This window comes from Planococcus sp. NCCP-2050, from assembly GCF_023708025.1.
In the GTDB taxonomy this organism is placed as follows: Bacteria; Bacillota; Bacilli; order Bacillales_A; family Planococcaceae; genus Planococcus.
On sequence record NZ_BRCX01000001.1, the window covers coordinates 353,962 to 375,027 of the forward strand.

At 44.7% G+C, this 21,066-nt stretch carries 15 protein-coding genes and 1 other RNA gene; 2 read left to right on the forward strand and 14 right to left on the reverse strand.

Going from position 1 to position 21,066, the window contains the following annotated elements; all coding sequences use genetic code 11:
• Positions 1-65 precede the first annotated feature (65 nt).
• A complete protein-coding gene (locus tag NFU07_RS01860; protein ID WP_235196389.1) occupies positions 66-863 on the forward strand; it encodes a TIGR00266 family protein in 798 nt (265 codons plus the stop codon).
• Between the two features lie 69 nt (positions 864-932).
• On the opposite strand, the gene NFU07_RS01865 is transcribed toward NFU07_RS01860, so the two are convergent.
• Together NFU07_RS01865 and NFU07_RS01870 are read right to left on the reverse strand one after the other, a co-directional pair.
• Positions 933-1,142: a hypothetical protein gene (locus NFU07_RS01865; protein WP_251473864.1), complete on the reverse strand. Its 210-nt coding sequence runs from the start codon at positions 1,140-1,142 to the stop codon at positions 933-935.
• A gap of 2 nt (positions 1,143-1,144) precedes the next feature.
• A complete protein-coding gene (locus tag NFU07_RS01870; protein ID WP_251473865.1) occupies positions 1,145-2,725 on the reverse strand; it encodes an amidohydrolase in 1,581 nt (526 codons plus the stop codon).
• Between the two features lie 180 nt (positions 2,726-2,905).
• On the opposite strand from NFU07_RS01870, the gene NFU07_RS01875 reads away from it, so the two are divergent.
• Positions 2,906-4,243 (forward strand): hemolysin family protein, encoded by a 1,338-nt coding sequence (locus NFU07_RS01875; protein WP_251473866.1) that lies wholly within the window; start codon positions 2,906-2,908, stop codon positions 4,241-4,243.
• Between the two features lie 42 nt (positions 4,244-4,285).
• Here the strand turns inward: NFU07_RS01875 and NFU07_RS01880 are convergent, their stop codons facing one another.
• The 12 genes from NFU07_RS01880 to NFU07_RS01935 form a co-directional block, all read right to left on the reverse strand.
• A complete protein-coding gene (locus NFU07_RS01880) occupies positions 4,286-5,218 on the reverse strand; it encodes a sulfurtransferase (RefSeq protein ID WP_251473868.1) in 933 nt (310 codons plus the stop codon).
• A gap of 3 nt (positions 5,219-5,221) precedes the next feature.
• Positions 5,222-8,803, reverse strand: a complete 3,582-nt coding sequence (locus NFU07_RS01885) for a dynamin family protein (RefSeq protein WP_251473869.1) — start codon at positions 8,801-8,803, stop codon at positions 5,222-5,224.
• Positions 8,804-8,990: 187 nt separating this feature from the next.
• Positions 8,991-9,749: an SDR family NAD(P)-dependent oxidoreductase gene (locus NFU07_RS01890; protein ID WP_251473871.1), complete on the reverse strand. Its 759-nt coding sequence runs from the start codon at positions 9,747-9,749 to the stop codon at positions 8,991-8,993.
• A gap of 99 nt (positions 9,750-9,848) precedes the next feature.
• Positions 9,849-11,354 carry a carboxypeptidase M32 gene (locus tag NFU07_RS01895; protein ID WP_251473874.1) on the reverse strand — a complete coding sequence of 502 codons (1,506 nt, stop codon included), beginning with the start codon at positions 11,352-11,354 and terminating at the stop codon, positions 9,849-9,851.
• Between the two features lie 54 nt (positions 11,355-11,408).
• On the reverse strand, positions 11,409-13,316 hold the full coding sequence (locus tag NFU07_RS01900) for an ATP-dependent DNA helicase (RefSeq protein WP_251473877.1): 1,908 nt from the start codon (positions 13,314-13,316) through the stop codon (positions 11,409-11,411).
• Positions 13,317-13,366: 50 nt separating this feature from the next.
• The gene (locus NFU07_RS01905) at positions 13,367-14,503 is read right to left on the reverse strand and encodes a THUMP domain-containing class I SAM-dependent RNA methyltransferase (RefSeq protein WP_251473880.1); all 1,137 of its coding nucleotides are present in this window, start codon (positions 14,501-14,503) and stop codon (positions 13,367-13,369) included.
• Positions 14,500-16,248, reverse strand: a complete 1,749-nt coding sequence (locus NFU07_RS01910; protein WP_285835920.1) for a putative bifunctional diguanylate cyclase/phosphodiesterase — start codon at positions 16,246-16,248, stop codon at positions 14,500-14,502. The genes NFU07_RS01905 and NFU07_RS01910 overlap by 4 nt, the downstream gene beginning before the upstream one ends.
• Positions 16,249-16,327: 79 nt before the next feature.
• An RNA gene (rnpB, locus tag NFU07_RS01915) (RNase P RNA component class B) lies at positions 16,328-16,705 on the reverse strand.
• A gap of 48 nt (positions 16,706-16,753) precedes the next feature.
• On the reverse strand, positions 16,754-17,047 hold the full coding sequence (gpsB, locus tag NFU07_RS01920) for a cell division regulator GpsB (RefSeq protein ID WP_052651436.1): 294 nt from the start codon (positions 17,045-17,047) through the stop codon (positions 16,754-16,756).
• 65 nt (positions 17,048-17,112) lie between these two features.
• Entirely contained in the window at positions 17,113-18,360 is a 1,248-nt protein-coding gene (locus tag NFU07_RS01925) for a ribonuclease H-like domain-containing protein (RefSeq protein WP_251473883.1), read from the reverse strand.
• Positions 18,361-18,367: 7 nt separating this feature from the next.
• Positions 18,368-20,638: a DEAD/DEAH box helicase gene (locus NFU07_RS01930; RefSeq protein WP_285835921.1), complete on the reverse strand. Its 2,271-nt coding sequence runs from the start codon at positions 20,636-20,638 to the stop codon at positions 18,368-18,370.
• The gene (locus tag NFU07_RS01935) at positions 20,631-20,999 is read right to left on the reverse strand and encodes a YppE family protein (RefSeq protein ID WP_251473887.1); all 369 of its coding nucleotides are present in this window, start codon (positions 20,997-20,999) and stop codon (positions 20,631-20,633) included. The genes NFU07_RS01930 and NFU07_RS01935 overlap by 8 nt, the downstream gene beginning before the upstream one ends.
• Between the last annotated feature and the right edge of the window lie 67 nt (positions 21,000-21,066).

Genomic DNA, 21,066 nt, shown 5'->3' on the forward strand with positions numbered 1-21,066 from the left:
TTTTGAAACTTTTAAATTTTTTTCACGTATTCATTATATAACAGTCTTTCCAAGGAGGAAAACAGATGAATAATCATGAAATCGATTTTAAACTTTACGGGGACGACATGCAGTTTGTGGAAGTGGAATTGGACCCGAACGAAACAGTCATTGCAGAAGCCGGTGCTTTGATGATGATGGAAGATGGCATCGTCATGGAAACCATTTTCGGTGACGGATCGAATAGCGGCGGCTCTGGCATCATGGGGAAATTGATGGGTGCCGGAAAAAGGATCATTACTGGTGAAAGCCTATTTATGACGACTTTTACAAACCAAGGAATCGGCAAGCGCCATGTTTCTTTCGCTTCGCCCTATCCAGGAAAAATCATTCCGATGGATCTCAGCATGCTTGGCGGCAAAATCATCTGCCAGAAAGATGCCTTTTTAGCAGCGGCTAAAGGTGTTTCCATTGGCGTTGAATTTCAGCGGAAACTTGGGACCGGTTTTTTTGGCGGTGAAGGGTTTATCATGCAGAAGCTTGAAGGCGATGGAATGGCTTTTGTCCATGCAGGAGGCACTCTCCACCGAAAGAATCTTCAAAAAGGAGAAGTTCTTCGCGTTGATACCGGATGCTTAGTCGCAATGACCCCCGATGTCGATTACAATATAGAAATGGTTTCCGGTGTAAAAACTGCCTTGTTCGGCGGTGAAGGACTGTTCTTTGCCACTTTACGCGGCCCTGGCAGTGTCTGGGTCCAGTCGATGCCATTTAGCCGCTTAGCTAGCCGCGTGTTTGCTGCGGCGCCGCAAAATCCTGCAGGCAAATCGCAAGGAGAAGGAAGTATCGCTGGCGGATTGTTCAACATGCTCGGCGGCAAATAATCTTAAAGCACCAAATCCCCCGCTGCATAACTAGCAGCGGGGGATTTTTTTACGGATGTTCATATGGACTTATGAATTGCGCTTCCGCATTTCTTTGACGGCAAAATCATATTTATCAAAATCAAATTCAATCGTTCCAGGCTTATAGAAATACAAAATCGATTCTTTTTCGCCTTTGCCGAGCATATGGGTAACTACCGCTTTCGGGCTTTTCATATCGATGCCGGCTTGTTCTGCAAGCGCCAATTCCGCTAAAATTTCTTCTGGTACAGCTTTCACTTCTATTCACTTCTCTCTATTTGATACATAATCTCTCCTGCTACGATCGTCAGTTCAACTTCGGCTTCGATGATCTGTTCAAGTTCCCCTTCAAACAAGTCACGGTCAAATACCGAGAAATCCGCATCGAAGTTTTCAGCAATCACACCGCGTTCATGCTCTTTGCAAATTGCCGCAGCGCTTCCGCTGGTGTATAGCTGAATGGCTTCAAATCGGCTCAATTTCTCCTGCGGCATATAGCCTTCATGTGTTTCATACGGCTTTCTTCGTGCCACTGCCGCATAGATGCCTTGCAGCGGATCCACCTCTTCAATCGGCGCATCCGATCCTCCTGCACAGATAAGGCCGCGGTCTACTAAGCTCTTCCACGCATAGGACCATTTAATCCGTTCTTCTCCCAATCGTTCAATGACCCACGGGAAATCCGAACTGACGAAACTTGGCTGCAAGTCTAGGATGACTGCTAATTTTTCCATGCGTTCCACTAAATCTTCACGGAGAATCATCGCATGGATCAATCGGTCGCGCTTCCCTTCAGCTACCGGATGGGCTTCAATTGCATCCAGCGCTTTTTCCATGGCCAAATCACCGATTACATGGATCGCTATAGCTTCGCCGTGCTTCCGCGCCATTGCGACCAAGCGTTGCAATTCTTCATCCGAATGGATGGCAACCCCGCTCGTAGATGGATCATCATTATACGGTTTGCTTAATAGCGCCGTTTTTCCGCCGATAGAACCATCTGCAAAGATTTTCATTGCGCCGGGATCGATGAAGGGTTCCAAGTAGCTGGCATTTTCCATCATCGCTTCAAATTGGCTATGCGCACGAAGCAAGTTCGCACGGAATTTTATTTTTCCGCCGATTACATTTTTAAATGCCTGGAGCGGTTTCTTGTAATCATGGCCGTAATACCCCATATCTTCTGTGTGGGCTCCAGTCAAACCCAGTGACAATAAGTTTTCTACAGAAGTTTGTAGGGCATGCGTTAAATACTTAACGCTGACTTCCGGAATTTGATTGGCCACCAGGTCTTGTGCTGCATCCAGCAAATAGCCTGTCGGCTCTCCGTCATTGTCCCGGACGATGACTCCGCCTTCCGGGTCTGGTGTGTCTTTTGTGATGCCCGCCAATTTCAGCGCACTCGAATTCGCTAAGACGGCATGCCGGCATACGCGTTTCAACATCATGGGCGACTCGGAAATTTCATCGAGTTCAAGACGATGGAAGATTTTCCGATCGGGGAAATTGTTTTCATTCCATCCTTCCCCGATAAACCAGTTTTCCGGAGCCAAATCTTTCGTTGAACGGATCAACTGTTCTTTCATTTCTTCTGATGATTCAATTTTAGAAAGGTCCACCCGCAGCAATTTCTCGCCGTGTCCGATCATGTGCATATGGCTATCCACAAATCCCGGATACATGACTTTCCCTTTCAAATCCATTTCTTTATCTGCTGACTCTTTTAATTCTTCATATGTACCGATCTTTTCAATTTTGCCATTAGAAACCAAAACTGCTTCTACGGTTTCTCCTTCACTCGCCATTGTATAGATTTTACCGCCATGCCATAAAGTTCTCATAATGTCACTCCTTTTCTCATTGTTAATCATAATTCCATTTCTGCTGGGTGACAACTTTATTCAATCGGAATACTCAAAATTTTTTGCGAGAAGTTCCCTAAAGAAAGTGGCTTTCAGTTATGGTATAATTAATGGACATTTTAGAAAGCAGAGGTGAACCCTCCAAACCGGAGGGACGAATTGGACAGTATACTTATCTTGAATTTGTTTTTAGTGGCTTTATTAATTGCTTTGACCGCATTATTTGTTGGCTCGGAATTTTCGATCATTAAAGTGAGAACTTCCCGTATTGACCAACTGATTTTAGAAGGCAATAAAAACGCAATGCGCACCAGAAAAATCGTGGATAACCTGGATTATTATTTATCGGCTTGCCAACTCGGCATTACCATGACAGCCTTAGGGCTTGGGTGGCTCGGGGAACCGACGGTTGAACGAATCCTGCATCCCGTTTTTGAAAATTTCGGCATCGTGGACCCCACAGCTTCCATCCTTTCCTTCGGGATTGCATTTGCGGTTGTGACATTTCTTCATGTAGTGCTTGGAGAACTGGCTCCAAAAACCTTGGCAATCCAATATGCTGAAGCGATGGCTTTATTCTTTTCAAAGCCGTTGGTTATTTTCGGAAAGATTTTAAACCCGTTCATCTGGCTCATGAACGGTTCTGCACGCCTATTGCTGCGCATGTTCGGAGTCGAACCTGCCGGACATGAACAAGCCCATTCGGAAGAAGAGTTAAAGATCATTATGAACGAAAGCTACCAAAGCGGTGAAATCAATAAGACCGAACTTTCGTATATGCAAAACATCTTCTCATTCGACGAACGTGTTGCAAAAGACATCATGCTTCCACGCACACAGATGGAAACGATCTCTTTGGAAATGGATGAGAATGATTTGATGGAAATCGTCAGAGACCATCAATATACCCGCTATCCTGTAACTGAAAATGGCGATAAGGATGACATTATCGGGTTTGTAAATATTAAGGAACTGTTGACGAATTTCACGATAAATGGAAGTTTGACCAAAAGTATAATTGTCCATGACATCCCTTTTGTATTGGAGTTAGCGCCTATCCAGGACGTACTTTTAACGATGCAAAGGCAGCAAGTCCATATGGCCATTGTCATTGATGAATACGGCGGCACTTCCGGCGTCATTACAATGGAAGACATTCTGGAAGAAATCGTCGGGGAAATCCGCGATGAATTTGATGATGACGAACGGGACGAAATCAAAGCACTCGATCCGCTCAATTACCTTGTGAACGGACGTGTCCTCCTTTCAGATTTGGAAGACCGTTTCGCCATCGTTTTTGATGACAGCGAAGACGTAGATACGATAGGCGGTTGGGTCCAGCTCAAAAACACAGACATCACTGAAGGCGGCACTGTGCATCTGCCGACCCATGTCATTACTGTGCGGGAAATGGAAAACCACCAGATCATCATGGTTCAGCTAACGCGCAAACAACCGAAAAAAGACATTTCGCTGGCTAAGGAAGTCAGCGAATAAAACATGAAAAACCCCCGCTCAAATTGAGCGGGGGTTTTCTATTCATTTTTTCTCGAGCAAGGATTTTTCGTATTCAAATTTCTTCATGAGCATTTCGCCGCTATAGCCTTCTTCGATCAATTTTGCTAAGACAGCTTTTGCTGCATCGCCCATTTCAGCGGATTGATCATTCGCGTCAATTTCAACGACATTCTTTTCATCCGTTATCCAGTCTGAGAAACTTCCTGCATATAAGCGGAGCGATTGATGGCCTTTATGCGCTAGCATCGCATACAAGGCGGCAGCAGTTACGCCGCTTCCGCAATAAACCACTGCGGGTTCGCTTTTCTGGAGTACACCCGAAAAATCCACTTCTTCCGTGAATTCACCCCGGTGGTCAATCAACTGTTCCCAGTCGAAGTTGCGGGCGCCGGGAATTCTGCCAGCAACCGGATCAATCGGTTCTGAAATCCCTGCATAGCGTTCAGCAGACCGGGCATCTAACAAGATTCCGAGCTCTTCTCCATCGATAATTTGCTTAACGTAAGTTTGGTCGGCATAAATCGATTCATCAAAAGAAAGCTCTACTTTGGCAGCGGCAGGCTCAGGAACCGTTTTACTCGTTTCCAACCCTTCTTTTTTCAGCGATTCGAATCCTTTTTTGCTGATATAGGCATTTTCAAATCCAGCGTATTTCAATAGCCACCAAGCACGTGCTGCATAGGGAGCTCCGCCTTGGTCGTAGATCATGATCTCGTCTTTCGGATCAAGCCCGCTTTTTTCAATCAACCCGCTTAATTTCTCTTTTGAAGGCATCGGATGCCGCCCACCTGCCGCTTCCATATCTGATAGATCTTTTTCAAGGTCCCAGTAGACAGCTCCTTCAATATGTTCTTCAAGATAGGCTTTTTCTCCCCAATTCGGATCCTTCAAATCGAATCGTGCATCAACCCATCGATAGTTTTGTGTTTGGTCAATATTCTTGAATACTGTCATTCCTTACACCCTTTCAGCTACGAGATTTGAAAACAAGTCTTTCCACTGTGCCAAAATTTCCTGTTGCTGGAGCACAATTCGTTCTGATTCGATTTGATCGATAGCTTGGCGAAGCATGTGCTGCCGCAAGCCTTCCGCTTCCTGTTCGATCCAATTATCCGCCCAATGGCTAATTTTTACTTTTTCTCGGTCGAGATACTTTAAGGCATCCGGCTCCATCAAAGCCTGCAAAGCATTCCGTAATTTCTCTTTTTCATTCTTCTCGAAAAAGCTTTTATTATTTTTGTAATAGGATTTCACAGATGTATAAGATGTCCCCACAAAAGCCTGATCCGGTTCAATTGCCGCTGACTCTTCCACTTCATAAGGAGTCAGCGAGAAATCCGGATTCATCTCTTTTAGTTTCGCGCTGTCATCTTTGAAACGGTTTGAAATCCGTTTTTCGATAAACTGGGCTAACCGGAAATGCGTCACGCGCAATTCCTGGGCAAAGTCGAATGCCGTCATTTCAACGATATCGTCGATTGCGGTGTCGAGTGCCTGTTGAGCTGATTTTCCATTGAATGCTGATGGATTAAAGGCTTCTTTGAAGAAATCATTGAAGCGGTAGAATACACGCTGATTTACGTAATACAGCAATTCATCCAATTCCTGCATGGCTTCTTTTGTGAAAATCCGCGCAGCAGATGCACTGAACAAGATGCGCAATTGCTGCTCGATCTGTTTCAGCTCTGCTAGACGTTCATCTTTACGCATCAAATTCTTTTCGGTTTGGGCGATCAACGCGCTAAAACGGTCAACCGCTTTTTGCTCTTCCTCTGCCAAGGATTGAACAGCCATCCCCTTGATTTCATCTTTCAAGAAATGCTGGAAAGCTTCTTCGAATTCCGGCATCCCTGAAACTGCCTTGTCTCTTAACGCAAGTAAGCTTGAAACTCCATAAAGCCTTGGAAAACGGATGCCAAAACGCTGAAGTTCATCTTGAACATAAGTAATGACAGCGTCTTTTTCCTCTTCATTATTCGCTAAATCGATTGCATTGACGACAAAAAACATCTTATCCATTTCAAATGCATCTTTTACACGTCCAAGCTGTATGAGGAATTCCCGGTCAGCTCTGGCAAATGCATGGTTATAGTAAGTGATGAACAAGACGGCATCGGCATTTCGGATATATTCGAAAGCGACATTCGTATGCCGGGCATTGATCGAGTCAGCTCCTGGAGTGTCTACTAAAGTGACGCCGCTTCTTGTTAATTCACAATCGTAGTAGAAGTCGATTTCATCAACAAAACAGCTGCGTTCTTCTTTCGCTACATAAAGTCCAAACTCTTCACGATTGGTTCGGAGCGTCTCCCCGAGATGTTCCTTGAATTCCGGATAGCCTTTTTGGAACGCGTCGATAAACGATTTATGGACTTGCTGCTCTGATGAACCTTCTTGAGAAAGTGTTCCGGCTTTAGCGAAAGCTTCCTCTAGCGTGTGGACTTCTACACCTAAGACCTTAAAGGAATTTCTAACATCCTCTGTCATCTGAGCGACCGTTTTCAAGCGGACATCTGCCGTTTCATGCGGATGGTCCTTAGTCACAGGACGGATCCGGTTAATGGTCGCGGTCGTCGGATTAGGGGAAACCGGCAGAACCGTTTCACCCATCAATGCGTTTGAAAAAGAAGATTTCCCCGCACTGAATGCACCGAATAGCGCAATTGTAAACTCCTGTTTCTCTAAACGTGCTGCTTTTCGCTTCAAGTATTCAGCTGTTTCCGCAAATCCTTTAATCGAAGTGAGGGCCAAAACCGTTTGATTGGCTCTTCCAATTACCGCATTTTCATCAAACTGGTTTACATTCGACGAAGTGAGCTGGTCACGGTCTTCCCGGTTCGATGCGGCTTTCTGCTCGAGCATGGATTCATCAAATTCCACCATTTCCTCCATCGAAATTGAAAACTCATGCTGCCAGTGATCCACTTTTTGCTCAGCTTCGACTTTCTGGCTAGGAAGCATCGCAGAAAAAGATTTTTTCACTTTATCAATCCGTTCATCCATCTCTTCTAAAGTTGTGATGGCCAACAGTTTTTGATCCAGCAATTGGGCTTTCATATCTATTTCGGTATTGGCATCATCGGATAACGAAGTGAACTTTTCTTCTTGTGCCTTTTTCCAGCCTTCTGTTTCTTTAATGAACCAACGCTGAATGGAAACAGTGATATTCTTCGCAAAATTCAGGATCGCATCGCTCGTGATCGGACCGCTTTTCGGAAGTTGTTCTTCGATCAGCGAAAACGGAGGAGAAAACTTTTTTTCGTCAATTGAAATCGACTCGTCATCGGTTAAGAGCCCTGCGTCTTTCAACGAATTTTTCATCAGTTTTTTCAGATGATTCGTGATTTGCGATGGAACGACCGTATCGAGCCTTTCCACTACTTCTTTTTTCCGCAATGCCCGCTCTTCTTCCGTTTTTTTGCCGCTGAACAACAAACCGACCTTGAAATTAGGCTGGACGGACTCGACATAATTCGTTAGGGCATTCCGCAATTCATACGGCATGATATTGGCGTTTTCAACTAATTCTTTTCGGTCTTTTTCGAATTTAGCCTGCCATTTTTCAAAATCAAGAACCGATCGGCGATTCGCCACTTTCATATTTTCATGTTTGATATCTTCACGGCTTTCCCATTCGTCTTCAGTTAAAACGGATGAAAATGCCTGCAGCCGCTCCTGTTGTTCTTCTTCCAAGAAACGGAGATGTTCATCTTTCAATTGCTGCAAAGCTGCATCGGTCGCTTCCCCAACATGGCCTTGCCATCCTGCCATTGTAGAAGCCACCAATTCTTTGACTTGCTCGAAGTCATTGCCTGGAAACGCAAAGTCTTTTAAGGATGTAAAGAAAATCCCATTCGGTTCGACTCCCCATGCGGCAAATGAATCATAAACCGATTTTTTAAAGTCCTCGAAAGGCAATTCACTAGCCTGATGCTTGTCTATTTGATTGACAATCAAATAGAGCTCGGTGTATTTCTGCAGCTCACGGGTGAAATTGAAATTCAACTCGGACTGGACATGATTGTAATCCATCACATAAAAGACCATGTCTGCAACATGCAGTGCAGATTCCGTGGACAAACGGTGGGCATCGTCTGTCGAGTCGACTCCCGGAGTGTCCATGACCGTGATGCCTTCCGGAAGCACAGAGTCTTGATGGCCAATATCAACTTGTGTCACATCTCCGCTTTTGCAGAATGCCTTTACCACATCAAAATCGTAATTCTCCGGAAAATAAACCGGTTTTTTGTTTTTGCGGTTGACGATCGCAAAATCGGAAGGCGCTTTTTGCACATTTACGATATTTGCGCTCGTCGGAATCGGACTCGAAGGCAATAAGGTCTCACCTGTCAACGCATTGATCATCGACGATTTCCCTGAAGAAAAATGTCCGGCAAATCCAATAATAAAATTATTCTTTAATATCTTCTTTGCAAACAATTCCGCTTTTGATGCGCGTTCTGTGTCTTCATTATCTGCAAATATTTTATAAAGCCTCGCTGTTTCAATTAAATCTTTTTGATGGTCATGTGCTGTCATTTGATAACCCCTTCTTCAGATACTGCTTTAATCATAACATTTTTTTACGTCCAACGAAAAAAGGAGTTTCCCCAAATATAATTGGAACAACTCCTTTTTCGGTGAAGCTGGCGCAGCGCTTTAATCGAAACAAAAGGGCTAACCAATAAGTCTAGTAAAGACTTATTGGTTAGCCCCTGCAGACGCCTCACGAAAATCCGTGGATGGACATGCCGCCGTCGACAAATAAAGTTTGTCCGGTGATATAGCTTGCCGCGTCTGAAGCCAGGAAAACGACTGGCGACGCCACTTCCGGCAGTTCCCCCACCCGCTTCATCGGCGTTACAGCCAGAATGGAATTTAAGTATTCTTCGTCCGCCAATATTTTTTCCGTCAACGGTGTTTTAAAATACCAAGGGCCGATCGCATTGACGCGGATGTTCTTTGTTCCCCATTCCATCGCCATCACTTTCGTCATTTGTATAATCGCTGCTTTTGAAGCTGCGTACACAACGCCTGTTTTTAGCGCTCGCTCCCCGCCAACTGAGCTGATATTGATGATTGAGCCGCCGTATTCCATTTGATTGGCCGCTTCTTGAGAAAACATGAAAACGCTATGGGCGTTCGTATCCATGATTTTTTGCCATTCGCCGTCAGTCGCTTCCATTAAAGAAGAACGGATATTCATGCCGGCATTGTTTACAAGGACATCAAGTTTGCCGAAACGTTCCACTGTTTTTTCCACTGCTTGCTGAATTTGTTCCCTTGAAGTAATATCAGCTACTGTATAATACGTCCGGCCGTTATTGATTTCTTGTTGGACAGCCTTCAAATCTTCCTCTGTTCTCGCAACCAGCATCAGGTTTGCCCCCGCTTCAGCCACTGCCAAAGCGATCGCTTTCCCGATTCCTTTTCCTGCGCCTGTAACGATCGCTGTCTTGCCTTCTAAACTGAATGATTTTAACATATAACCCCTCCTGCATTTATTATAATCAAAATTCTTTGGAATTGGCTGATGGAAAATAATAAAGCCCGAAAGCATATGCTTTCGGGCTCACTTTCCATCTTAATTCAACTGATAAATCTTTGAATATTTCTCTTCCAGATAAGCTGCTAGGTAATCAGCGTTCAATCCTTCGCCGGTGGCGTCTTTCAGGATTTCCAGCGGCTTTTTCGACATGCCGTATTGATGCACGTTTTGAGTCAGCCATTCGCGGATCGGTGTGATATTGCCTGCTGAAAGCAACTCGTCAAAATTCGGCAAATCTTTTAGCATGGCATTTTTAAACTGGGCTGCATACATATAGCCGAGTGCATAGGAAGGGAAATAGCCGAAGCTTCCTCCTGCCCAGTGCACATCCTGCAATACGCCTTCGGCATCATTTGATGGACGCACGCCTAAATATTCTTCGTATTTGTCATTCCAAAGCTTCGGCAAATCCTTGACAGCTAAATCTCCATTGAACAACCCTTTTTCAAGCTCATAACGGATCATGATATGCAGTGCATAAGTCAGCTCATCCGCTTCAATCCGGATCAAGGAAGGCTTCGATTCATTGATTGCCCGCACGTAATCTTCTAGGCTCACAGATTCGAATTGCTTCGGAGCGTATTTTTTCAATAAATCATAATTGCTTGTCCAAAAGCTTTCGTTGCGGCCGATGAAGTTCTCGAAGAAAAGCGATTGGGATTCGTGGATTCCCATCGAAGCCCCGTCTTCAATCGCAAGACCGGAAAGGTCCGCTCCCAGGTTCTGGTCGTAAAGAGCATGGCCGCCTTCATGGATCGTTCCAAAAACAGCTGTTCGGAAATCGTTTTCATCGTATTTCGTCGTGACCCGAACGTCTCGGCGGTTGATTGTGGTCATGAATGGATGGACTGTTTCATCCAAACGGCCAGCTTCAAAATCATAGCCTAATTGCTCCAATACTTCGATGCTTAAACCCCGCTGCGCTTCTTTTGGGAAATGTCCATAAAGGAAACCGGTCTCCGGTTTATGTTCAGAAGCAGCTATTTTTTGCACCAATGGCACGATGCGGTTTCGCAGCTTGCCGAAAACTTCATCAAGAATTTCTGTCGTCATGCCCGGCTCGTATTGATCAAGCAGCGTATTATAAGCGCTGCCGTTCTTTTCGCCCCAATAGCCGATCATTTTCTTTGTCATCGACACCAAATCTTCTAAATAAGGCTCAAATAAAGAAAAATCAGCAGCTGCTTTTGCATCTTCCCAAACCGACTCCGCTTTGGACTGCAAAATGACGAATTTCTTGTATTCTTCAGGTGGAATTTTTTTGCTTAAATCGTATTCCTTGCGCGACTCTTCAACTGATCGCTGCATCACATGGCTCAGTTTCGCTTTATCTGCTTCCAAATCAGCCAATAATTGTCCGAACTCATCAGATGTTGATAAAGCGAATAATTCAGAAGACAAAGTCCCGATTGTTTCAGAACGAAGATCCGTTCCTTTTTTAGGCGCTCCGGTACGGAGATCCCAATACAATAAGGACAGTGCTTCATTGTACGCCTGCATTTTACTTACATGGTCTTTATACTGTTTTTCAAGTGTCAACATAATCCCCCCACATCTTCTTTGCCTAATAATTGTATCATAAGCAGGAAGAAGGGATTAGAAATTTTCCGCTGCAACTGGCAAAATCCCTTGCCATAGATGCTCTACTGCCAGCTCATCTTCATTCAGCAACAAATGGATTTCCCCGTGATCGTTTGACGTACGGATCAATCGGCCGATGCCTTGTTGGATGCGCAGCTGCATGAATGGCAAATCGATTTCCTCCAACGGATTCAAGCTGAAATTGCGTTTCGCTTCATATACCGGATCTTTCGGCGGAAACGGCAAATCGACGATGATCACTTTCGTCAATGCTTCTCCTGGCAGATCCAGTCCTTCCCAAAGGTGGTACGAACACAACACTTGGAATTTGCCTTCTTGGAATTCTTTGACGACCGTCGATAATTCCCGGTCTCCTTCGAATTCAATCGCATATTGATGATCGAGCGGCAAGGATTGCTTGAAATGCTCCATATCGATCTTCGATTTGAAAAGCACGAGTGTTTGGTCTCCTGATGAAAACAAATCATATACCCGTTCAAATTTATCTGTTTGCTGAAGTGGGTGTTTGACGATTTCCATCACTTCTTCGTATTCAAAAGGTGATGGAACAGAAAATGATTGGAAATCATCGATTCCAAGGCTATCTGCGATATAAGTGAAATCTTTTTGAACCGATAAAGTCGCAGATGAGAAGATGATCGGCGTTTTTCCATCAAACAATTTTTCGTCCAAAATATCGGTTACGAGACGAGGCATGATGACCAAAGTTTCAATTTCATCTTTGACTTCCAGCCAGTTGACAGCGTCGCCCTCTTCTACAAATAGACGCATCGAGAAATTATAGAGCTCGAAATATTCTTCTGCGATTTTCAAATCGTATTCCGGGATGGTATAGAGCTCACTTTCAAATACGAATTCTTCCATCAAATCATCAATGAGCGCAATCAATTCTTTTCCTAATCCTAGAAGCGAACCCGTTTTACGGATGCCTTGGCGGTCTTCATCGCTTGGAATGGCACAATTTCGAAGTTCCCGGAAAAATTCATTGTGCAAATCGATTGTCCGCTCAATCATACTCAAGGTTTTTTCACGGACACCGTCGACCATGATACGTTCTGTCACATTTAACAGCGTCATTTCCTGCACTTCATACGTCAAAGCACGCTGCGCTGCAAATTCAAGCAAATGCCCTTCATCAAGAACGATCAATGACGTTTCCGGAAGCAGCGGCGTTTGGCCTTCCCGCGTCCGTGTTTCTTTTGTCCAAATATGCTCCATTAGGAAATCATGCGAACAAATAACCAAATCGGTCGCCTGGCGGTAATGGTTGCGGTGTATCGTCTGTCCGCATTTATTGCGCAGCTCGCAAGCTGCACAATTCTGGATGGGATGGTAATTGACTTGCTGCCATTCTTCATCGGTCACATCCGGATAGCTTGAGCGTTCGCCATAAGGGTAGGTGTTTTGCATCGAATAAGTTTTGTTGACGAATTCCGGCAGACTGAACTCGATATCGTCCAAGAAATCCGCATCGCTGCGCTTCTGGGCTCCTTCAAGGCGCTGAAGGCATAGATACTGGTCTCTCGATTTAGCGAGCCTGACATCCATTTTCAGATCGAATAAGGAGTTCAAGCGATCGATGTCGCCGCCTTTTTTCACGAGCTGCTCGATTAAAGTCTCGTCTGCACAAGAGATGAGTGCCGGTTTACCCGTGTAGCGAGCATATGCAATTGCAGGCAAAAGATAAGCGAGTGTTTTTCCAGTCCCTACTCCCGCTTCCGCAAATAACAACGATTTTTCTTTTAACGCCTGTTCAATTTGAAAAGCCATGAAAATTTGTTCATCCCGAAGGTCGAAACCTTTGTCCGGAAGTTCATCATAAAAAATATCGCCGATCCAATCATTCAAGGATTCAAAGAAAGTTTTATCTTTCGATAACGGAAATGGTATAGGTTGTCTCATATATTCTCCTCACAGATAAACGGAAGGGCTATCGCCCTTCCGTTATCCTGTCATTTATTTTTTGGACGCTCGCCCCAGAATTGGAATAAATCGGTGCGGATAAATCCGTTGAATAATTTTCTTTTCTTGGTAGCAGGCTGTCCGTACAATGTCTCAAAACGCGGCATTGATGACAGCATATAAACGGACCATGACGGATATTTGGCAAAAATCCGCCCCATATCGCCGATCATTTCTTCAATTTCCTCAATTTCTCCGATCCGCTCACCATATGGCGGGTTGCCGACAACGACTCCATTTTCACCATGCGCTGTGAAATCTTTCAGCTGGCGCTGCTGGAATTGGATCAAGTCGCCGAAGCCAGCTTCTAACGCATTCGCTTCTGCGATTTTCACCATGCGATGATCAATGTCAGTCCCTAATATATCCAATGGCTGATCGTAATTTGCCAGTTCTTCCGCTTCATTGCGCACTTCTTCCCACATTTGCGGTTTCATCCACGGCCAATGCTCGCTGTCGAACTCCCGGTTATAGCCCGGTGCAATATTTTGCCCGATCATGGCCGCCTCAATAGCGATCGTACCTGAACCGCAGAACGGATCGATAAAGGGACGGTCCGGTGTCCAGCGCGATAATTTCACAAGAGCCGCAGCCAAAGTTTCTTTCAGCGGCGCCTCCCCTTGGTCCAACCGGTAACCGCGCTTATGAAGGCCGGCTCCGCTCGTATCGATCGAAAGCTGCACTTTATCTTTTAAAATAGAAACTTCAATTTTAAAGCGCGGGCCTGATTCGTCCAAGAATGAGTTGCGGTGATACGCTTTTTTTAAGCGCTCAACAATTGCTTTCTTGACGATCGACTGGCAGTCCGGCACACTGTATAATTTAGATTTCACTGATTTCCCTTGCACCGGGAAGTTCGCATCGACCGGAAGGAATTTCTCCCATTCAATCGCTTTGGTGCGTTCGAACAATTCATCAAACGTATAGGCATTGAATTCCCCTGCAATGATTTTCACACGGTCAGCTGTACGCAGCCAAAGGTTGGCTTTTGCGATATCGCGTTCTTCGCCCTCGAAAAACACTTTGCCGTTATCTGTTTGTGTTTCATATCCTAATTCTTTCACTTCATCCGCTACAATTGATTCTAGCCCCATTGCAGCCGTAGCCAGTAATTTAAATGTGGTCATATTGACGCCCTTTCCTGTTGCTTAATATTCCAAATTTCGATAAATGCGAGCAGTTCTTCTGCTGCCATTGCTTTACTGTAGATATATCCTTGTATCATATCACAGCCGAGTTCCGTCAGCAGTTGCACTTGTTCAGGCGTTTCCACCCCTTCTGCTACAACGGTTAAACGGAGGCTATGCGCCAAATTGATGATGGCATCTACAATGAATTCGTTTTCTTTGATGGAGACAATTTCCTTCACAAAGCTGCTATCCACTTTCAATTGATCAATCGGAAAACGGCTTAAATAACTTAAAGACGAATAACCGGTCCCAAAATCATCCACAGCTATGGAAAATCCAAGATCTCTTAATTCCTGGAGTTTTACTGTAGTTTCTGCCACATTGTCCATAATGGTATGTTCAGTCAATTCGAGTTCAAAAAAACTCGGTTGGCAATTCATCTTTTCAAAAATCATTTTTATCGAAGCGACGAAGTTGGGCTGCTGAAAATGCAGGCTGGAAATATTGATGGAAATCGGAACATTCAAGCTGTCATTGAAATTCATGACAATAAAATCCCGGCAAACTGTTTCAATAATCGCTTCGCTGAGAGAAATGATCAGTCCGGTTTCTTCCGCAAATGGGATGAATTCAGAAGGCGCCACTACTCCGAGCTTTTCGCTTTCCCACCGGATCAACGATTCAAATCCAGTCACTCGCTTTGTCTGAATATCGACTTTTGGCTGATAATGCATCATAAATGTCCGATTTTCAATCGCTTTTCGCAATTCAGCCTCCATTAAGACGAGGCGCTTCGATGCTGTTTTTAAATCATCGAAATAAAAACAGTATTGGTTTCTGCCATTTTGTTTGGCATAATACATTGCCTTATCAGCTTTCCGGAGCATATCATCCAAAGTCATGCCATCTATCGGATAAAGGCTGATTCCGATGCTTGTCGAAATGTAGATTTCTTCATCCGCCAAGTGGAACGGTGTTTCAAGAACTTCTATAATTTTTTCAGCCATATTGGCCGCTTCGCGGGGGTGTTTGATAGCAGTCAAGGCAACGACAAACTCGTCTCCCCCATAACGTGCTAAAATATCCTTGTTTTTCAAGAGCCCTCTAATCCGTTCTGCAACGCTCATCAACAATAAATCCCCAATATCATGTCCTAAAGAATCATTGATCTGTTTAAAACGATCCAAATCCAGGAATAAGAGGGCGTGGCTAAGTTCATATTTTTGGGAAGTCTTGATCAATTGCTGCATCCGCTCTGTAAAATCATAGCGATTTGACGTGCCCGTCAGCGAATCTGTCAGCGCCATTTTCTTTAATTCGTCCTCGGAAGTTTTCCGGTCGGTCAAATCAGAAAAGATCCCGCAGTAATTCCGGACAATTCCATTTTCATCTGTTATCGCGGTGATGTTCAACCATTCTGGATAGATTTCGCCATTTTTCCGGCGATTCCATATTTCCCCGCTCCATTCACCATCTGTATTCATCTTTTCCCACATGGTTTGATAAAAATCTTGTTTATGAATGCCAGACTGAAGGACTTTAGGTGTCTTGCCTAAAACTTCTTCCCGTTCAAATCCAGTGACAAGTTCAAATGCGGGATTCACATGCACAATGCGTTTGTGGAGGTCCGTCACCATAATACCTTCTGAAACTTTAGTAAAAACTTTCTCAGGCAAATCTTGAGGGAATTTGGAAATTGAAATTGCGGAGTTTTTGATGAAAGCTTGTTCGACCAAAATCATGCACCACGATTCTAATAGTATAAGAAGAAAAGCTCCCCTTCCGGAGAGCTTTTAATAAGCAATTTAAAGCCAAAAGAAATTCTATAAGCCATGTTTTGTCTTCCACGTACTCGAACGGTTTGACCCTCGTACTAGTGGACGGCAACCATCTATCTGCAAGCTTAAGCCTGCCTCTTCCTCAGTTCAATTCCTTCAGAAAAGTGCCCCTACCATAATTTGGGTTTCTCACTCGCGGGGTTTACCTCGTTCCACCTGTATAATTTCTTATACAGCTCCGTCACTGTGGCACCTTCAGGGTATTTCGGCCATATCCGAAGACTTAGGCGTTCTACCCGCCGTCAGCTGTAAAGCTGCCTTAGCTTATTGTTTCGCTAAGCGCGATCACTACGGCCATCGCAGGTCCGTGTGAGCATGGACTTTCCTCTCCGGATAGGATCCGGAGCGATTGCCAGAATTTCAAATGGCTTTACTAGTATACGTTATTCTGGGAAAGATTACAACGAAATTACTCGTTATTCAATTTGTTGCCAAACACATGGTTTTCTAAATGGGATAACCGGCGAAGGATATCAAAATTCGTTGTCCCAGGAGCTGGTGTCGCCTGCTTCCGCGGCATGTCTTCTAATTCTGCTTTTAAGCGTTTGTTTTCATTTTGCAATTGCTCGATTTTTTTTGCGAAAATTTCATAGTCCTGGATGATTTCATCTAGGAAATGGTCTACTTCGTCTTGGTTATAACCGCGCATGCCTGTTTTAAAATCTTTTTCTAAGATATCTTTAGCTGTAAATTTATTGTCCATTTTAATCGTCCTTCCGTAAAAAGCCTGCCATACGCTAAGTATAGCATAAGGCAAGTTATAGGTCTTTATATCTTCTTCACTTCGGGACGTTTTTTTCGAAGTTTTTCTTCCAGACGCACTTGCCGTTTGATCAGATCAAGGACAATCGAATTGCGCACTTTCGTATGTTCACTCGCTTCTTTGGCAAAGCCTGCCATAATCGCCGCTTGCTGAAGGTCCTTCAGTTGATGCTCATACAATTTTGCCGCATGGATCCAAGCTTCCACTTCGACTGTGCCTCTTAAATGAGGCGCTGCTTCTTTAAATAAGCGGACGGCCTCTTCGTATAGGCCGGATCTCTTTTTCTGGATGGCGAGCAGGTATCTGGCCATCGCAGCAGAACTTCCACGTTCTAAAGCGACGTGTTCAAGATAAGCTGCGCTTTGGTCGTATTGTTTTAAATCCGCATACCATTTGCCGATGTTCGTGTAGGCGCCGCTCGTCTCCGTTTCAAAATCTTCCATTAACAGATCCGACGACAAAACGTATAAAGAAACCAACGACAAGATATCCAATTCATTGTGGAAAAGAACTTTTCCTAAGCCTTCCGGATAGCCGCTTTTCACAGCATCAAGATAAATCGGCGGGATCAGATAGCCCGGGACGTCTCCTTCTCTGGCAAAGCCCAACTTCTCTTCTTCAATCGTACTCAGCTTCATTCGTTCCAGTTCATTTTTCCATATCCGTTTTGTGCCATGGAATAAGTCGATCTGGACCGGCGTCGGGAGCTTCGGCAAAATTTGGCGATGCATCGTCCAGCGCGACATCAATTGCGGCCAGTCAAAACTTTTCCCGTTGTAGGAAAAGATGATGGGCTGTTCTTCTTCCCACAGCCTTGTTTCATAAAGAAATGCCGCTTCATTGGATGGATCGGGCATAATGTATTGAATCATTTCGAAACAATTCTCTTTTTTAACCAATAAGCCGATCAAAAAAATATAGGCGCCTGTTCCGCTAAGTCCGGTTGTTTCCGTATCGAAGAAAACAATCTTGTCATCCACATTCAATTTAAATGGATGATCGAAAGAAACGTCTTCCCATGCCTTAAGCACCCGGTCAAGTTCGTTGAGCTTCACTTTGCCATGCTGTGTATCTAAAGGGTACGTGATTTTTTTCTCGTAAACAAATCCGAATTTATTTTCTTTCAGTTTTAATCCGATGCTGTTCCATTTCTCTTCGTGCAGCGGACGCTCGTTTGCTGTCGGCTGTTTCTTTTTCACTGGCTGCTTTTTCAGCATGCCTTTCATCTGGAGTAGTTTGCTTTCAAATGACATTCGCTGCTCACCTCTCTTTGCGGAGCTCGCTCAGTAAATCGATTACGTGGCTCTTCATGCTGATGGCCGCTTCCTGCGCGCCGATGCATGCCGGGCATCCATCAAGGCATGGGCATTCTTCCACATGCTGCTGGGCTTTGTCGAGCAGCGGCTGCCAGAGATCGTAAATTCTTTCGCTGATGCCGATGCCGCCCGGATAGGAATCATGGATAAAGAAAGACGGCATGCCGTTATGCGGCGATTTCACTTGAGGCACCACATGAACGTCCCTGCGGTCGCATTGGACGAAAATCGGGATAAACGATTCAATGGCATATGCAGCGCCGGTCATCGTGTCCGACAGTTCGGAATCGGAAAAGTCTACCGGCTTTTCAAAGCTTAGCCATGTAGAAGAAGTATGCAATTCTTCGGCAGGCAATGAAATAGGTCCGGAACCGATATTATCATGGCTGTCGAAACGTATTTTTTTGAAGATCGTCGGCATCGCAAGAACGGCAATATCACCGAATTGGACATCAGCAGTATGCAGTTTCCGTGTTTTGTCTTCACTCATCACTTTCAATTCAACCGCTAAATTCGCATCGGTAAAATAATCTACGTCCACTTCACGGACGTAGGCTTTCTTTTCTTCCCAATCCAGAATCTCCACTTGGAATTGGGTTCCTTGATGAAGGTAAATGGCCTCTTCGTGCAATAAAGTCATTGCGCTGAAACGGTCCATTTCCCCGATTACTTTTGTATTGGCAGGAATCGATTGATCGATGATGACCACATTTTCCTGAGAAGCCGAGCGCAGTGAAATGTCATGGGCAGGAAAACGGTCGCTCATCCAATGCCAGCGATCAGAAGTCCGGACAAGGACCCCTTCTTCCTGCAAATATTCCAGCAATTCCTGGACATCAAATTCTCCGTATTGGTCATCTGTCGAAAAAGGCAATTCAAAAGAAGCACATTTCAGATGATCCATGAGAATGATGATGTTCTCCGGATGGATCCTCGCTTCTTCCGGCGTCTGATCCAGCAAGTATTCAGGATGGTTGATGATGTATTGGTCGAGTGCAGTGGATTGCGCCACATAAACCACAAGCGATTCATCCTGCCTTCTCCCTGCCCGTCCAGCTTGCTGCCAGGCGCTTGCGATATTTCCAGGATAACCGGTCATAATACACGCTTGCAGCTGTCCGATATCCACTCCCAATTCAAGTGCATTTGTGGAAACGACGCATTTGATCGTCCCGTCGCGCAGCCCTTTTTCGATGGCTCTCCGCTCAGTCGGCAAGTAACCTCCACGGTAGCCTTTTATGGATTCGTCTTGAAGCTTCGTTTTTGTAATGGCTTTTAGATACGTGACGAGCATTTCCACCCGCACCCGGCTTTTTGCAAAAACGATTGTTTGGATATTTTGTTTGACGAGATGCGTCGCCAAATCCCGAACTTCGAGCACTGCGCTTCTTCTCACTCCGAATGTTGGATGGATGATTGGCGGATTATAGAATACGATGTGTTTTTTACCGGACGGGGCTCCGTTTTGGTCGATGAGCACATGCTCCGTATTTGTCAGATTCTCTGCAAGTTCTTTCGGGTTTGCAATCGTTGCCGATGTGCAGATAAAGACCGGATTGCTGCCGTAAAATTCACAAATCCGCTTTAAGCGTCGGATGACATGCGCTACATGCGTTCCGAACACCCCTTTATACGTATGAAGTTCGTCAATAACTATATAATGAAGGTTTTCAAATAATGAAACCCATTTTGTATGGTGCGGCAATATCGCTGAATGGAGCATATCCGGATTCGTAATGACGATTTGGCCCGCTTTTCTGACTTTCGTCCGGATTGCCGGTGCCGTATCGCCGTCGTAGGTATACGATAAAATATCTTGGTCCATTTTTTCGATCAAATCGTGGAGATCGCTTTTCTGATCTTGCGCCAGCGCCTTTGTGGGGAAAAGATAAAGGGCACGTGCGCCTGGATCATTTAAAATTTTGTGGATCACCGGCAAATGATAGCAATACGATTTGCCGGAAGCAGTTGGCGTAACTGCAGTAAATGACTTGCCGCTCACAGCGAGGTCAAACGCTTCACGCTGGTGGGTGTATAATTTATCCACCCCTTTTTTCTTTAGCGCCTGTTTTAAACTGTCATGCATTGCTTCTGGAAATTCCGCATACATCGCCGGCTTTTCCTCTTTTGTATGCCAATGGACGATGCGCTCCATCATATCAGGTTCCGTTTTCCATTCTTCCATCAACTCGGGAAGCTTTTTTCGTTTAATCATTGCGGTCGCCCTTTTCGTCTATCGCTCGTATAAATGTCTGCAAAGTATACTGGGCAGCTTGTATGGTTTGGATAAAACGCTTTTTGCTGGTATCTTTATAAAAGCTTTGGACAAAAAATTGCGTCATCCCTTCTGCTGCCGTGTCGATTTGCGGCTTGTGGACATGCTTCGGCCGTTCCTGCTGTATATAGAGCAGCGACTCCCGCTGCCACTCATTTATCAATTCATGCCAGTGATCGGCATATGGTTTTACATCGTTATAAAAATCCGGCTCGGCATCGCGTTCGCGCATGTCAAAAAACCGGTCTTGGCATTTCCCGCATTCATCGAATAGCGTGGAAGAAAGTTCTCTTACTGTCATAAATCTGCCACCTCCGTTGCCAATAGTTTATCATATTCCTTTTAGGCAGACGAATATTATCGAACAG